The sequence below is a fragment of the Psychrobacter sp. Ps3 genome (assembly GCF_022129275.1).
In the GTDB taxonomy this organism is placed as follows: Bacteria; Pseudomonadota; Gammaproteobacteria; order Pseudomonadales; family Moraxellaceae; genus Psychrobacter; species Psychrobacter submarinus.
Map to the genome: position 1 here is coordinate 18,961 of NZ_JADQAL010000031.1, position 16,551 is coordinate 35,511.

General features: G+C 42.9%; 13 protein-coding genes. 4 read left to right on the forward strand and 9 right to left on the reverse strand.

Translation table 11 applies throughout. The features are described 5' to 3' along the window. Positions 1–18 precede the first annotated feature (18 nt). Together truA and infA are read left to right on the forward strand one after the other, a co-directional pair. On the forward strand, positions 19–900 hold the full coding sequence (gene truA / locus I3248_RS09600; RefSeq protein WP_025647240.1) for a tRNA pseudouridine(38-40) synthase TruA: 882 nt from the start codon (positions 19–21) through the stop codon (positions 898–900). A gap of 139 nt (positions 901–1,039) precedes the next feature. Further along, positions 1,040–1,264, forward strand: a complete 225-nt coding sequence (gene infA / locus I3248_RS09605) for a translation initiation factor IF-1 (RefSeq protein ID WP_169391838.1) — start codon at positions 1,040–1,042, stop codon at positions 1,262–1,264. Positions 1,265–1,429: 165 nt separating this feature from the next. On the opposite strand, the gene I3248_RS09610 is transcribed toward infA, so the two are convergent. The 5 genes from I3248_RS09610 to leuC all read right to left on the reverse strand — a co-directional run bounded on the left by I3248_RS09610 (position 1,430) and on the right by leuC (position 7,016). After that, a complete protein-coding gene (locus I3248_RS09610) occupies positions 1,430–2,524 on the reverse strand; it encodes a L,D-transpeptidase family protein (protein WP_238063454.1) in 1,095 nt (364 codons plus the stop codon). Between the two features lie 309 nt (positions 2,525–2,833). Beyond that, positions 2,834–3,937, reverse strand: coding sequence for a 3-isopropylmalate dehydrogenase (gene leuB / locus I3248_RS09615; RefSeq protein ID WP_238063455.1), 1,104 nt, complete (start codon positions 3,935–3,937; stop codon positions 2,834–2,836). Positions 3,938–4,044: 107 nt separating this feature from the next. Then, positions 4,045–4,707: a hypothetical protein gene (locus I3248_RS09620; RefSeq protein ID WP_238063456.1), complete on the reverse strand. Its 663-nt coding sequence runs from the start codon at positions 4,705–4,707 to the stop codon at positions 4,045–4,047. A gap of 185 nt (positions 4,708–4,892) precedes the next feature. Further along, a complete protein-coding gene (leuD, locus tag I3248_RS09625) occupies positions 4,893–5,543 on the reverse strand; it encodes a 3-isopropylmalate dehydratase small subunit (protein ID WP_201600945.1) in 651 nt (216 codons plus the stop codon). Positions 5,544–5,597: 54 nt separating this feature from the next. Continuing rightward, positions 5,598–7,016 (reverse strand): 3-isopropylmalate dehydratase large subunit, encoded by a 1,419-nt coding sequence (leuC, locus tag I3248_RS09630; RefSeq protein ID WP_238063457.1) that lies wholly within the window; start codon positions 7,014–7,016, stop codon positions 5,598–5,600. 333 nt (positions 7,017–7,349) lie between these two features. Here leuC and I3248_RS09635 point away from each other — a divergent pair, with 333 nt between their 5' ends. Beyond that, positions 7,350–8,222, forward strand: coding sequence for a LysR family transcriptional regulator (locus I3248_RS09635; RefSeq protein ID WP_201600947.1), 873 nt, complete (start codon positions 7,350–7,352; stop codon positions 8,220–8,222). Positions 8,223–9,035: 813 nt separating this feature from the next. Continuing rightward, on the forward strand, positions 9,036–10,535 hold the full coding sequence (gene putP, locus I3248_RS09640; protein ID WP_238063458.1) for a sodium/proline symporter PutP: 1,500 nt from the start codon (positions 9,036–9,038) through the stop codon (positions 10,533–10,535). 459 nt (positions 10,536–10,994) lie between these two features. Here the strand turns inward: putP and I3248_RS09645 are convergent, their stop codons facing one another. From I3248_RS09645 to I3248_RS09660, 4 genes are all read right to left on the reverse strand, one after another. Then, entirely contained in the window at positions 10,995–12,581 is a 1,587-nt protein-coding gene (locus I3248_RS09645) for an outer membrane protein transport protein (protein WP_238063467.1), read from the reverse strand. Positions 12,582–13,055: 474 nt separating this feature from the next. Beyond that, positions 13,056–14,384 carry an outer membrane protein transport protein gene (locus tag I3248_RS09650; protein ID WP_238063460.1) on the reverse strand — a complete coding sequence of 443 codons (1,329 nt, stop codon included), beginning with the start codon at positions 14,382–14,384 and terminating at the stop codon, positions 13,056–13,058. Positions 14,385–14,634: 250 nt separating this feature from the next. Next, entirely contained in the window at positions 14,635–15,852 is a 1,218-nt protein-coding gene (locus tag I3248_RS09655) for an outer membrane protein transport protein (protein WP_238063463.1), read from the reverse strand. Between the two features lie 295 nt (positions 15,853–16,147). Then, entirely contained in the window at positions 16,148–16,435 is a 288-nt protein-coding gene (locus tag I3248_RS09660; RefSeq protein ID WP_238063465.1) for a SlyX family protein, read from the reverse strand. Between the last annotated feature and the right edge of the window lie 116 nt (positions 16,436–16,551).

Sequence of the window (16,551 nt, forward strand, 5' to 3'; positions counted from 1 at the left end):
TTAAGCACCTCAACCATTATGACCGACTCTTTAGCAGATAACGCTCAGCCAATAGTGCCGCAAGACGAGCTAATCCAACACACCGATGAAGACACTCCTACTTACACTTTAGCGATAGCTATCGAGTTTTTGGGGACTCATTATTATGGCTGGCAACGACAAAAAGAGGTTTTAGGCGTCCAGCAAGTCCTAGAGGCTGCTATTAGCAAAGTCGCTAACGAGACAGTAGAAGTGGTCGCCGCAGGACGCACCGACTCTGGGGTACACGCAAGTAACATGGTCGCTCACTTTGTCACTCGAGCCTACCGACCGACCCATAATTGGCTGCGCGGTGTCAATAGCTTATTACCCGATGATATTGCACTACGCTGGATTCAGCCGATGCCAAGCGATTTTCATGCGCGCTTTAAGGCCATCGCTCGGCGTTATCGCTATGTTACGCTCAATCAAGACACGCGCCCGGCTATCTTAAACCACCAAGTGACTCACATTCATCAGCCACTTGATCTAGCCGCAATGCAAAAGGCTGCTGCAGACATAGTAGGAACGCATGATTTTACAAGTTTTCGCGCCGCAGCTTGCCAGTCCAATCAGCCGGTGCGTACCATCAGTCATGCCAAGCTCTTTGCTCATGGCGCCTTTATTGTATTTGATATTCAAGCCGATGGCTTTTTGCATCATATGGTACGTAACTTAATGGGTACGCTGTACGCTATCGGCCGTCACGAGCTGCAGCCGGACGACCTCTTAGCTATTTTAGCGCAAAAAGATCGTACGATTGCCCCGCCGACCGCTGCTGGTGATGGACTTTATTTTATAAAAGCGTATTACCCCGAAGAGTACGAGTCGCTGCTCCCAAAAGAGCCACTGACTCCAATTTGGCTCAATCTGCCAGATTAATTTTTTAGATATTCAAGCTCAATTATAATTTGACATACATAACCGCTAAACGCTGTCAAGCAAAAACCCGTTGCCATATTGCTTTAATCGCTAAACTTACGTATAATATTGGCTTATTTTTCATTGATTGATATAAATTATGGCTAAAAAAGACGATATTATCGAGTTTGAAGGCGAAGTCATCGATACCTTGCCAAACACTCTGTTTAAGGTTCGTTTAGAAAACGGACACGAAATCATTGCCCATATCTCTGGCAAAATGCGTAAGCATTACATCCGTATTTTGACTGGTGATAAAGTCAAAGTCGAGATGACGCCTTATGACTTGTCCAAAGGTCGTATTACTTATCGTGGTAAGAACTAAACTGCTTACTTCGTATGGCCTCTAAGTTTTAATCTAGTCTAGAGAATTAAGCACGCTTAGCATCTCTTGTCAGGCAAAAAAAAATACCGCTAATAATTGTACTAGCGGTATTTTTTTGCCTAATATTCTAGCTTAAGGATTCAATCAATCTGACTTGTCATAAAATCACTTAAACTCTACTGTAGCGTCATCGTCGATAACTCCTAACAAAGATAACGCGTCCCAGTTGGTCAAACGCACGCAGCCTGCTGAGGCTTGGCGACTAATGCGATCAGGATCTGGCGAACCATGAATGCCATAAGACGGCTTTGACAAGCCAATCCAAACCTTGCCTACTGGGTTATTAGGACCTGGCGGAATAATAAACTTCTCTCCGTTATCGCCAGTATAAGTATAGTTGGGGCCATTGACTTTCACTTTTACTTCATGCGTACCCGTTGGTGAAGGCGTAGCAGTGCTGCCGACTGTCGTGGGATAGCTAGCCACAAGATTGCCTTGGTCATCATAGGCATAGAGAGTTTCAGTAGTTTTATCCGCGACCACACGGCTGACCGGCGTTGTATTAGGATTGCCCGGATTATAGACGGTGATGGTCTCGCCAGCATTAAAGCTAGCCTTCGGATTTAGAGACTTCAGGTAGCTGTCACTCATATGAAACTTCTCAGCTAATGCCTCAAGCACGGATTCATAATACATGCCCTCGAGATTAGACTTGGCTTCTGCGCCAGCTGGAATCGTGGTCGTTTTGATATTGACATCATTAGGGGTTAATTTATAGCGCACTAGTACAGGTTGACGGGTTAATGCCTCACTCGCTGTCAGTGCATCCCAAGTTTCGGTATTTAATTCGTCAGTGACGCTCAAACCATTAGCCTTTTGAAACGCTTGCATCGCTTTACGAGTGTTTTTGCCCCAGTACCCATCCACTGAGCCGACGCCGCTATGGTGCCAATTTAATAGCGCTTGCAAGCGAGTGCCAACTTCACGATCTATCTTCTCCCCCTCTTTCCAATTAACACGGTTTATTTTTTTTGCAGATTTTGATAGTCCCTCTGTCGTATACTCAATGGTTGGTAGTAGCTCGTTAAGAGACTCAGCTGTCGCCTTACTTGCTGCTTTATCGCTATTTATCTTTTGACTGACGCCATTAGTAACGGGGCTAACATCGCTGTTAGTTGCCGCTAGCGCTGGACTCATTAGTAGCACAGTAGATAGACTGCTCACTAGCATGGCACTGGTAATTTTGGTTAATTGAGACATAGTTTCCTCTAATATTCAATATAGTCTTATAGTAACTTTTTATTATTGTGAAAGTATTTACTAATATAAATACTTCAATAATAATGCCATAGCGCCCTGTTAGCATATAAGCCCATTATGTTAATAGCGGTCTACTCATATAGTATCTATGTAAATATAACAACTATGTAAAATCTACGTAAAAAACTGCTTACTTAGTAAATATATTAATAAGCTCTTTTGGACAAAAAAAACCTATAAATCGGCAAACGATTTATAGGTTAAATGAGAGGTAAAAATCCATAAATATGGACTAGCACTTAAAAACAGTTATAGCAGTTTGGCCAATACCGCCTCGCCCATCTGACGACAGCCCACTTGCGTCAGGCCACTTTCGCTGTTATCCAAGATATCAACCGTACGTAGACCATCATCCAACACATCGCTGACCGCTTGCTCTATCGCTTGTGCAGCGGTCTCTTGCTTAAAAGTATAACGTAGCATCATAGCTACCGATAGAATCGTCGCTAAGGGATTGGCTTTATCTTGTCCAGCGATATCAGGAGCCGAGCCATGACAAGGCTCATACATACCTTTACCGTCCTCATCGAGGCTCGCTGATGGCAGCATCCCAATAGAGCCTGTGAGCATAGCCGCTTCATCCGATAAAATATCGCCGAACATGTTGCCGGTGACCATGACATCGAACTGTTTGGGATCCTTTATGAGCTGCATACAAGCGTTGTCAGCGTACATGTGCGACAACTCAACATCGCTATAATCCGCTTCTTGCATCTTAATCATCGTCTGCTTCCACAGCTCAGTCACCTCTAACACGTTGGCTTTATCAACTGAACAAATCTTAGCCGGCTTGCCGCTGGATTGGGCGCGAGTCTGCGCCATCTTAAACGCGACTTTGCCGATACGCTCAATCTCGCTGGTGCTATATACCATAGTGTTATAGCCCTGCTGCTCGCCGTTGTCTAAAGTACGGATGCCGCGCGGTTCACCAAAGTAGATACCACCCGTCAGCTCACGGACGATTAATAAGTCAAGCCCTGAGATGATATCGGCTTTGATACTCGAAGCATTCGCTAGCTGCGGATATAGTTTGGCGACACGCAAATTAGCAAACAGACCAAGCTCACTGCGAATCTTGAGCAAACCACGTTCAGGACGTTTACTGCGCTCAATGTTATCCCACTTAGGGCCACCAACTGCGCCTAACAGTACAGCGTCGGCTGCACGAGCCTGCCTTAAAGTCTCCTCGGGCAACGGCTCACCAGTCGCATCAATCGCCGCACCGCCAAGAAGCCCCGACTCCAGAGTAAAGCCCAAATCGAATTTATCATTGGCCGCTTTTAGGACATCGATAGCTTGAGTCATAATCTCAGGACCGATGCCATCGCCTGCTAGTGTCAATATAGTCGCCATACTTTTCCTTGTCTTTGAATATTGTAATAAAACTAGAGCTTGTCAAAACTTAGTTATTTGTGGGAATCGGAGGTTTTAATAATTGCGATAAAACGTTATAAAAGGATTTAACTGGTCACCGTATCATCAAACACGCCAGTTTCTACAAACTCGCCTTGACGCTCAGTATCAACTTGCTTACAAAAACGACGCTCAATAGTGCCATCTTGAATAAGCTCTATGCATAGAGGGTTCGGCGATGCACTCGTTAATAAGCTACTGTCTTTTTGTTGAGATTGAACTTTATAAGCGCGCAGCTGATAAGTACCCGCAACGAACTCGTGAATAACCGTGAAACGCTCGACGTATTCTAAGTTATTTTCAGGATAGAAGTTCACTTGTACTTCGCGCTTGATAGGTTTTACTCGGGCGTAATAATTAGTCAAACCGGAGATGCCAGAGGCCGATAACGGCACCAGCTTAACAGCTTTAGTATCGACTAGTGGCACCTTATCTTTTTCAGGTTCTACTATTACAATGTTACGGTCAACAGGCTGATGCGTCTCTGCTGCAATAGTCGGCGTTTGATCGATGCGAGTAATCTCACAGTGATAAGTACCTACACAAGCGATATTAGTCTCGCCTGCCACCGGGTAAATCTTGCCAGACCAATTGTCAGCACTATCAGCAGCTTCTATCTGATGATAGCCTGTAAAAAGCTGACAACTTGATAACAGTGCACTCATAGCAAAAGTGGCACCAACATAAGCGGCAAAACGTGTTTTTTTCATAATGACGGCTACTTTTTTTAAATGATAAAGTTGCTTTTATAATAGCTATCTTGCCGCCATAACTCAACACAGTATTGCTCACTGTATAACTATTATTAACGCTGGTATAAATAAGTAAATAGCCTTAAGAGTGTTAAATACTCATAAGACGCTACTGCCGATAGAGCATCGCCTAGAAATTTCGGTTAAGCATGCACTTGATTAAATATCCAAGGCGTCTTTTGCATCATTTTATGCTCATAGTCTTTGATAGCATCGCTTTGTTGCAAGGTTAGACCGATATCATCTAGACCATTTAACAGACAATGCTTGCGAAACTCATCGACCTCAAACGCATACTCTTCTCCTGTCGGGGTGATAACCACTTGGCGCTCTAGATCAGCGGTCAGCTCATAGCCCTCATTCGCTTGCGTGGCTTGCATAAGCGTATCGACAATAGCTTCATCTAAAATAATGGGCAGCATTCCGTTCTTAAAGCAGTTATTATAAAAGATATCGGCAAAGCTTGGCGCAATCACCGTACGAAAGCCGTATTCTGAGAGGGCCCATGGCGCATGCTCGCGACTAGAGCCACAACCAAAGTTTTTACGCGCAAGCAAAATCGTTGCGCCTTGATAGCGGGGCTGATTTAAGACAAAATCAGGGTTGATCGGGCGTTTACTATTATCTTGCCCCGGAAACCCTTCGTCCAAATAGCGCCAATCGTCAAATAAATTGACGCCAAAACCGGTGCGCTTAATAGATTTTAAAAACTGCTTAGGGATAATCTGATCGGTATCAACGTTTGAGCGGTCTAAAGGGCATACAATGCCCGTTTGAATATTATAAGCTTGCATAGTGTTTCCTATAAATAACTATCGAATGTTAGAAGAGTAATCGATTATCCTCTTCTAAAAAGTACGCACATCGACAAAGTGACCCGCCAATGCGGCCGCTGTCGCCATCGCTGGACTCACTAAATGCGTGCGCCCGCCATTGCCTTGACGGCCCTCAAAGTTACGGTTAGAGGTCGACGCGCAGTGCTCACCGGGCTCAAGCTTATCGGCATTCATCGCCAAACACATTGAGCAACCAGGCTCGCGCCACTCAAACCCTGCATCAGTAAATAGCGTATCTAAGCCCTCAGCTTCTGCCTGCAGTTTGACTTGTCCGGAGCCAGCAACGACGATCGCTTCTTTGACGCTATCAGCGACCGTGCGCCCTTTAATTACTGCTGCCGCATCACGCAAATCTTCAATACGCGAGTTGGTACAAGAGCCGATAAAAATACGATCAAGATGAATATCTGTGATCGGCTGACCTGCCTTAAGTCCCATATAACGGTATGCGCGCATCCAGCCCTCTTCTTGAGTGGCATCTGCCGCTTGCTCTGGCGTCGGAACGGACCCCGTGACATCAACGACCATCTCAGGAGAGGTGCCCCAAGAGACTTGCGGGGCAATCTGGCTACCATCAATCTCAACGACAGTATCGAACACCGCATCAGCATCTGAATACAAAGTACGCCAGTAGCGCTCTGCTTGCTGCCACTGCTCACCAGTGGGTGCGTAAGGACGACCTTTGACATAATCGATGGTAGTATCATCAACTGCCACCATGCCAACGCGCGCACCTGCTTCAATCGCCATGTTACAGACCGTCATCCGGCCCTCCATGCTCATCTCTTCAAAGACCTGACCGGCAAACTCGATAGCGTGACCGTTGCCGCCGGCGGTACCGATCTTCGCGATAATCGCGAGCACCACATCCTTTGGCGTCACCCCAGCACCAAGCTCACCGGTGACACGGATCTGCATATTTTTCATTTTTTTGGTGATCAGGCACTGCGTCGCTAAGACATGCTCAACCTCAGAGGTCCCGATACCATGCGCTAAGCAGCCAAGCGCACCATGAGTAGCGGTATGTGAGTCTCCGCAGACAACCGTCATACCCGGTAACACTAAACCTTGCTCAGGTCCTACCACGTGCAAGATACCTTGACGCGCATCATTGATCGTAAATTCAGCAATATTGAATTTGGCGCAGTTGTCATCGAGCGTGACCACTTGCAGACGCGATACTTTATCTTTTATACCTTCAACGCCTTCTAGACGCTCTTTGGTCACCGTTGGTACATTATGATCTGGACTTGCGATATTGGCCGACAGACGCCACGGCGTTCTATTGGCCAGCTCTAAGCCTTCAAAAGCTTGCGGACTCGTCACCTCATGCAGTAGATGACGGTCAATATAAATAAGGCTAGAACCATCATCACGCTTGCTGACTTCGTGAGCATTCCAAAGTTTGTCGTATAATGTTTGAGCGGCCATGTAGCTATCCTTTTCCGGTTACTGATCTTTGAACTGAGCTTCAATTAGTATGCGTCTATACTGAACGCTAATATCCTAATTATACCTTATAAGCTAAATCGATAACGCTGTAGTCTATTTAATTAATAACTATTTATTTGCTAAACTTAACAATTAACAAAAATAACAAAGTAAAAGTGTTAAAAAGTGGGTTCATCTCTTGTGATTATAGCAGCCTAATCCTATAATAATAATTGATGATTTTTATCCATTCCCAAACTTATATTTCTAATAAATTGTGATTGGATTAGCCAACTTTTAATTATAGCTCTACATATAGCTAAGGATACCGGTTTGAATACCACCAATTTGACAACGTTTGTCACCGTTATGCAAACAGGCAGTATCTCAGGAGCAGCAGAAAAGCTGTTTATCACTCAGCCTGCCGTCAGCAAACGTATCAAAAACTTAGAAGACGAATTCAATATTACGCTATTTGACACCGTAGGCCGCGGTATCGTGCCTACCCAAGCCGCTAACGAGATGCTGCCGCACGCCCGGCGTTGGCTCGATGATTATGATAATTTTAGGATTAATCTTCAGCACTCAGAACAAGTGGTCTCAGGCAAGCTAGTCATTGGTACGAGTCATCACATTGGTCTACATCACTTAGCGCCAGTGCTCAAGCATTTTATTCAAACTTATCCTGCTGTGCAGTTAGAAGTGCATTTTGTCGATTCAGAAGAGGCACACAAATCCGTTCTTGATGGTAACTTATCTCTGGCTTTCTTAACCTTACCGCCCGTCTATGACAAGCGCTTGACTTATCATACGCTATGGTCCGATCCCCTATATTTCATGACCGGCACGTTATCGCCCTTAGCGCAAAAAACCAATGTGACTTTAGAGCAGCTAGCACACTATCCAGCTATTCTACCTTCTGCCAATACCTTTACGAGTCAGATCACCTTGGCTGAATTTGCCAAACATAACTTAAAGCCTTATGCCACAATGAGTACCAATCCACTTGAGTCGATTCGTATGCTCGTCTCCGTAGGACTGGGCTGGTCGGTACTGCCGCAAACCCTGATAAGCCAAGACTTAGAGCGTATCAATATGGCGGATAATATCGAGCTGCAACGCTACTTAGGCGTGGTTATCAACCCAAAATTGACGCGCTCTAGCAGTGTCGAGGCGCTATTAGAGCTACTTGCACCTATTGATTAATTCATGATACCGTTAGTAATATAAACGTAACAAATATGATAAACGTGATCCACAAGGTCACGTTTTTTTTATAGTTATTCTATAGCTCAAAAGTATTGAGGAGCTTATGTAACGCTAGTCGCATCTAATCTACGATTAGTAATTGATATTGTGATGCGTTATAATTCTTAAGTATGAATTTTAACATTCAGTTACTTCAGTGATAACTATGTCATTTTAATTAATGCTTTAGCATTATTGAAGTAAGGTTACTGACTGATCTACTTGATAACTGATGCTACTTAATTTAATGATGAATCTAGTGTTAAAAGTAGCTGACAGTATCACTGATTTGCAATGCTATTGATTTAAGATCTGCTTAAGTATTAAAGGTCATAACTAAAGACAGTATAATTAAATTAGCAGCCAGTTTCATTTATGTTTGTGAGTAAGATGACTTATACAATCATAAATGACAGCTCATTTTCAAAAAGAGCTTATTATCTGCTTTTAGAGTCATATCGATAAACGTATGGTAAAACTGACGATTTTAAACGATTGATATCCTTCACTGCGATGAATAAACTGCGATGAATAAAGAGTGACTTACTTTTATTTATCGGTGTAAGTCTAAAGCTGACTGTGATTATATCAATCCTGTAAAGTCAAAAGTAATCACTTATTGATAAGTGCAAAGTTAATAAGTGCAAAGCCATTACGAGATATCTAATGGCTTTTATTGTTTTTAGATATCACCTTTTGTGCTGAGTTTCTATTTTTATCTCGATAGCGAAATATAATAACAGCCAACAGCGTTGGTTAAGGACAATTTATATGAACGGAGTTTCTAGTGGCGTGCTGATATCGCTTGCCGCCTATTTCTTAGTGATGATTGGGATTGGTATTTATGCTTACTTTAAGCAGGCCAATGATACTGAAGGTTACATGCTTGGGGGCCGTAATCTCGGTCCAGCAGTTACTGCATTATCCGCAGGTGCTTCAGACATGTCAGGTTGGTTACTACTTGGCTTACCTGGTTATATGTTTGCCGATGGTGTGGTTAGTATTTGGATCGCACTTGGTTTGACATTAGGGGCATTATTAAACTATCTGATCGTAGCACCTCGCCTTCGTGTGTATACCGAAGTAGCTGACAACGCTATTACCCTACCCGATTACTTCGCCAACCGCTTTGAAGACAAGTCACACATGCTACGTGTCATCTCAGCCGTTGTCATCATTCTATTCTTTACCGTCTATACCGCTGCAAGTCTTGTAGGGGGTGGTAAACTTTTCGAAAGCTCATTAAACCTATCTTATAGCACAGGCCTATGGGTTACTGCTGGTGTGGTAGTTGCTTATACACTATTCGGTGGTTTTCTCGCTGTATCCATGACTGACTTCGTACAAGGGGTCATCATGTTATTTGCTATGGTGATCGTCCCTATCGTTGCCTTTACTGATCTTGGCGGCATTTCAGCTACGACAACCGCAGTCCAAAATATCGATCCAAGCTTGCTCGATATCACCAGTGGTATGACAGCACTTGGTATCATCTCACTGATGGCCTGGGGCTTGGGTTATTTTGGTCAGCCGCATATTATCGTACGTTTTATGGCGATTCGCTCAGTTAGAGACGTTCCGACCGCCCGTAATATTGGTATGAGCTGGATGATTATCAGCCTTATCGGTGCCTTGATGACTGGTTTTGCTGGTCGTGCTTACGTGCAAAAGACTGCCATGACACTAGATGATCCTGAGACTATCTTTTTGGTATTCACGCAGTTCTTATTCCATCCATTGGTTTCAGGCTTCTTATTAGCGGCTATCTTGGCAGCGATCATGAGTACCATCTCCTCTCAGCTATTGGTGGTATCAAGCTCATTGACTAAGGACGTCTATAAGCTGTTCTTTGATAAAGAAGCCCCAGAGGCGCGTCAAGTACTGGTCGGCCGTATTTCTGTGATTGTCGTTGCTGTTGTCGCTATTTTGCTGGCATCAAACCCAGACAGCTCAGTACTGAACCTCGTTTCTAACGCTTGGGCAGGATTTGGCGCGGCATTTGGCCCGCTCGTTATCTTTAGTCTGACATGGCGCGGTATGAACCGTAACGGCGCTGTCGCGGGTATGGTTGTCGGTGCATTGACGGTCATCTTGTGGGTCTATGGTCCATTCGAGATGAATGGAGTTGCCTTAAATAGCTGGTTATATGCTATCGTTCCAGGCTTTATCTTAAGCACCATTGCGATCTTTGCAGTGAGTATCATGACTGGTGGTCCAAGACCTACGGTATCTGCTAAATATAAAGAAATGGAGCTGAATTTAAACAAATAAATTCATAGACTATTGAACATTAAAAAAACCTCGCTATCCGAGATAGCGAGGGTTTTATTTGGCTAATACAAAACTGGTAAGATACTTAGAAAGTCTTGGTTAATAATACCGTCGCTGATTTTTCATCACGATCATCATAATAACCAAAGTTACTTACAATGCATAATATAGTTTGCTGACAGCACAAACTTCGTCAACACTCCTTATCAAGAACTACCTATAATTGAGCTTTTGAGAAAAGCTTATTATGTTATAAGCCCTATTTGTCCCCTACTAGGTCTATAACTTTGTATAAACTACTGACTCGCTTCGAGGCAAGCTAAAAGTGCATTCAACAGCAATCATGGTTTTAAATAACTTTCAAACATTTTACTTAGAATATAAAGACCCATAAAAAAACGACCCATAAAGAGTCGTTTTTTTTTCAACCTTTGTTATTTAAAATCTAGACTAGAAACCTTATTTAGCTTGATAAGAAATCTTCACACCAGCCACATACCCATCATTATCTTCAAAATTAGAGACGATAGTACCATCTGGTAATGAACCTTCAGCGTCACCAAACCATAGATATTTACCGCCTGCTGATACAGCCCAGTTCTCCGTGACATTATACTTAGCACCTAGACCGACACTATAGTAACCATCAATAGGACCTAAAGATGTCGTTGGATCACCTGCTCCACTATCCCAACCTATACTACCACTAACTGCTAAAGCTGGAGCAAGACGCTTACCTAGACCTAGCTCCACTTGCCATTGATCGTCACTATAATCAACTAATGGTAGGTTTGACGCTTGCGTATAGACGGGAGGTCTAATTGAGAAGTCACTCCATGGTACCCAGCGCACTTTGGCAGTAGCTAAAGTTGTTGGATTCACGCCTGTTTGAAAATCTAAGTTGACAGATTTAGGAGTAGTTACCTCAAAATCATTTGTACTATTAGGGTTTTGCCCTTGTATTGCGAGCGCCGGAAAGTATTCGGCAGCAGTTAATGTATGATCTATCTCAGAGCGATAAGTCAAAGCCGCTTTCAAAGCAATTTCAGGCTTACTATAAGAAATACCTGCTAGCCAACCATAATCTTGGTCAGGGCTAATGTGTGAAGTATATCCAGTGGCGCCTTTATAAGCGTTACCTCTTAACTTAACATCTGCTTCTAAACGTTGAGCAACAGGTCCGCCATATACTTGAAACTGATTCTGATTCCCAAATTTCATGCCACCGATAAGTGATAGCGTATGAGAACGTACTTCTACATTGGTCGCTTCATCAATACTCAATAAATTGGCTACGGCATCACGTGCAGCTTCACTTTGTGCTAAATCTTGTTTATTACCAGCTAGCAAATTTTGAGCAAGTTGATTTGTCTCATCCGACAAGCCTGGTGCTATTTGGTTAAGAATTCCTTCAGTTTGAGCAATATTATCTCGAGTACCCTCAATTAAATTATTATAATTTTCAAGGGTTGGCGCATCATTTAATGACTCAAAGCCTGTAACTGCATTAGCTAGAGCGCCATTTGCCAGTTCTAAAACTGCTTTGTTTTGACCTAATACTTGCTGTTGCTCTGGTGGCAAGCTTGGATCTGCTAAGGCTGCATCAATACCAGCTATTTGTGTATTAATTTGACCAATCTTTTCTTGAGTTCTTCCAACAGCAGTTTGTGCAACTGTTTGAATAGCTCCAGCACCAGTTACATCTGCTACCCCAGTGAAATTATTATCGCCTTCATATTTTGCGGCTGCACCAAAAGGCTCGTCGTACAAGACACCCACACTGAACCTATCGCCTATATCTGTTTTAACACTATAGCGAAAGAAGTCATAGGATTCAGCAATATCACCACTTTTGTTGCCATCATTATCAACCCCAGTAACATCAGCATCGATATAGGTATAGACAGTCTCTGCATAAGTACCATCTTGCAAGAATGCAGTGATATCTTGACCAGAGCGATCAAGGCCAGCTGCTTGTGTAAGTGAGGCAGCAGATAAAGTGATAAGCGCTAAAGTGAGCTTAGAGATAGGGAATTTTTGCAACACGTGACATCCTCCATGAATAATTTTTAGATCGGTAGTGTTATCCACCTGACCTCTACTTGCAATCCTTTGCCAAACGATGAAAACCATCGCTCGCAAGATTTGGTTTTACTATGTTATCAGATTTTTTGCACATCACAGTAGTGTAAGTCAAGGTAACTGATTTTGATATCATAGTGAATTTTCAAAGTTATAGCAAACTTTCTTTATTAGCCCTTACTAAGTTCGAATTTTCTGCTTCTAGACAAAATATCTGGCTTTATAGATATAATGACAGCTAACTAAATCAAGGCTTAGCGAGCTAACAATAGCCGACAGATAATTTCATGCATTTTGTTCTAGATAAAATTTTTAATTAACTAGCGTTATATATGACTAATAGGTTCACAATTATTTTAGCCGTTGTAAACCAAAAAAAAGCGGCTTTCTGAAGCCGCTTTTTGCAATTACACTATTATATCGATTGTCTCGTACTCATTACTTCCCTTGATAAGAGAGTTTTACACCGGCAATAAAGCCATCGTTATCCTCAAAATCAGCAACGATTTTGCCAGTAGGCAGTCTACCTTGAGCATCACCAAACCATAGGTATTTACCGCCAGCTGAAACGGCCCATTCAGGCGTTACATTGTACTTGGCACCCAAGCCTACGCTGTAATACCCTTCGATAGGACCTAAGGAGGTGGTTGGGTCACCTGCACCACTATCCCAACCTACTGTGCCACTGACCGCTAGAGCCTGTGCAAGGCGTTTAGCTAGACCAAGCTCTACTTGCCACTGATCATCATCATAGTCGACTAAGTTAAGACCATCAGGACGGGCAGCATTTTTACTAACTTCGTTATATAATGGCGGCGTAATGACAAAGTCGCTCCAAGGTACCCAACGTACCTTTGCTGTGGCCAATGTAGTTGGGTTGACACCGGTTTGGAAGTCGAAGTTCACTGACTTAGGAGTCGTAATCTCGTATCGACTGGTTTGATTGGCTAAAAGAACACGTGGAGGAGTACCTATTGCACCGATGGTCGGCGCTAAAGGATATGTTTCATTGATATCAATATCATGATCAATTTCAGAACGATAAGTTAGTGCTGCTTTTAATGCGATCTCAGGCTTACTAAAAGAAATACCAGCGATATAGCCATAGTCCATATCAGGATTACTGTTTGAGGTATAACCAGTAGCAGGGCCATACGCTAAACCACGTAACTTAGTATTTGACTCGATACGCTGAGCCACTGGACCGCCGTAGACTTGGAAGTTTTTGTTAGCACCCAGTTTCATCCCTAATAAGCCTGTCAAACTTTGGCTACGAACTTCGACTTTAGTGTTTTCACCTGCGTTTCCAGCTTCAGCTCCAACTATTGCATTACCCAACGGGCCACTAGGCGCTGGATCGTTAGCAAACTCTCCTAATGAGTCAGCTGGATTAGTATTTGCAACAAAGTTATTATCGCCAGTATACTCAGCTGACGCGCCAAATGGCTCATCGTAAAGCAGACCTACACTAAACGTATCATTAACATCAGTTTTCACTCCATAGCGGAAAAAATCGTAGTCTTCAGCAATATCTCCAGTTTTGTTTCCACGTACGTAATCGTTGTCAAAAGGGTTGTTGTTTGAACTGTCATAACCGCTAACATCAGCGTCGATATAAGTATATACGGCTTCGGCGTAAGTACCGTCTTGAAAAAAAGCGGTAACATCTTGACCGGAACGATCAAGACCAGCCGCGCTAGCTATACTAGCTGCAGAGAAAGCAGCGATAGCTACCGCAAGGGTTTTTAAGTGAAAGGTAGGGCGCATTTTGTATCTCCAAACATCCATGTTATTAAACCGTTAGCATAATCAAGTTGTTACCAAATATGTCAACGATGTCCTAATTAAATAGTAATGGCTTTTTCACTATAAAACAACAATTAAATACTTTATTTATCTCCCTTTATATGTGCAGTTTTTTCCGTACTAATGTCAACTTAATTATCAGCAGTTTACATTAACCAATAAAAAAGCGACCCCTAAGGATCGCTTTTTTATTGAGCTTAAATCAGGCTTATTACTTAGACTGATAAGAAATCTTTGCCCCAAGTACATAACCGTCATTGTCTTCGAAGTTACTAACAACCGTTTTACTTGGAATTTGACCTTCAGCATCACCGAACCATAAATATTTACCACCAGCAGATACGGCCCAGTTCTCGGTAATATTATATTTTGCGCCAAGGCCAGCACTATAGTAGCCCTCGATAGGACCTAGTGACGTCACTGGGTCACCTGCACCGCTATCCCAACCAATATTGCCTGAAACTGCTAATGCAGGAGTTAGACGTTTGGCCAGACCAAGCTCTACTTGCCATTGATCTTTATCATAGCTGACTAAATCTAAACCTTCAGGAGGTATACCAGTACCTTGAGGCAGAGTTGCTAATACTTGACTAAAACCATTATATAATCCTGGTGTAATCGCGAAATCACTCCATGGTACCCAGCGTACTTTTGCAGTCGCTAATGTCGTCGGGTTGATACCCGTCTGGAAATCAAAGTTTACTGACTCAGGTGTGGTAATTTCAATATCGCCACTTCGATTTGCTGAAAGGCCTGGGATAGGTAGACTATCGACAAAAGGATATAGCTCAGCAGAATTAGCAGTATGCTCAATTTCCGAGCGGTAAGTCAATGCTGCTTTTAAAGCAATCTCAGGTTTACTATACGACACACCTGCTAACCAACCATAGTCTTGATCCGCATTAACATTTAAAGTATAACCATTAGCAACGCTATAAGCCTCACCACGTAGCTTTACGTCAGCTTTAACACGCTGCGCGACAGGACCACCATACACTTGGAACTCTTTGTTTTCACCAAACTTTGCACCAAGGATACCGGTTAAGCTTTCAGTACGAACTTCAACATTGGTACCTTCGCCTGTTGCATCTACAAAGTTGCTATCGCCTACATAGTCAGCCGCAGCACCGAAGGGCTCGTCATATAAAACACCAATGCTAAAGGTTTCGTTGATGTCAGTCTTTACACCATAACGGAAAAAGTCATAAGACTCTGCAATGTCATCAATCTTATTTCTTTCATCTGTCTTGTCTTCACCCGTTACATCAGCGTCGATATAAGTATAGACGGTCTCTGCATAAGTGCCATCTTGCAAAAATGCGGTAATGTCTTGACCGGAACGATCAAGGCCTGCAGCGCTAGCCGCGCTTGCCACTGAAAAAGTAGCAATCGCTACGCTAAGAGCCTTTAAACAAAAAGTGCTACGCATTGGTTCTCTCCAAACATCCTAACTGTTTTATTTCCTTGTTTAACCTAGCTAAGAACAGTTAACTCAACCAAACTTCGCTAAACAAGGGGGATTGAAGGACAAGATACTAATAGCTTTTGAAGTTGATGACAACCATAAAAAATAATTATTTAATTACTATGCCGTCACAATATAGTCACAACTTTACATTTAGAAAAGCTTATATAAACCAGTCTGCGTTTTGATTTAAACCATACAAGCGGCTATCTAAGCAGGCTGATACTTAAATATTGCAATGATGAAAATAACATTTGTCTCAATAATGCGGAGGTCTATCTGCTAGGACATCAAAAGGAGCGATGCCGTCACCTTGGTTTTGACTCTGCATTTGGTTATAGATCAGCTGCAACTGTCGCTGTAGCGTTTGAATATCTTTATCTTGACGAGCAATCACTTGATCTAGGCGCTCTACGGTCAGCTCAAGATGCGCCATACTCATCTGTAGCTCAATCATCTCACTTTTTAGCTCCGCTGAGGCTAGCGAGTCATTCGCTATAGGCTCTTTTTCTATATTCCCTAAGATGTGGTGTGAAGCGTCTTTCATAGTACATATCCGGTCGATTATGTGATTATTGGGTGGTGATAAGCGGTTTTGAATATTCGCAAATTAGGGCGTGTTGAACATTCGACCATGGCACTGACAGAGACTATTTTTTAGGC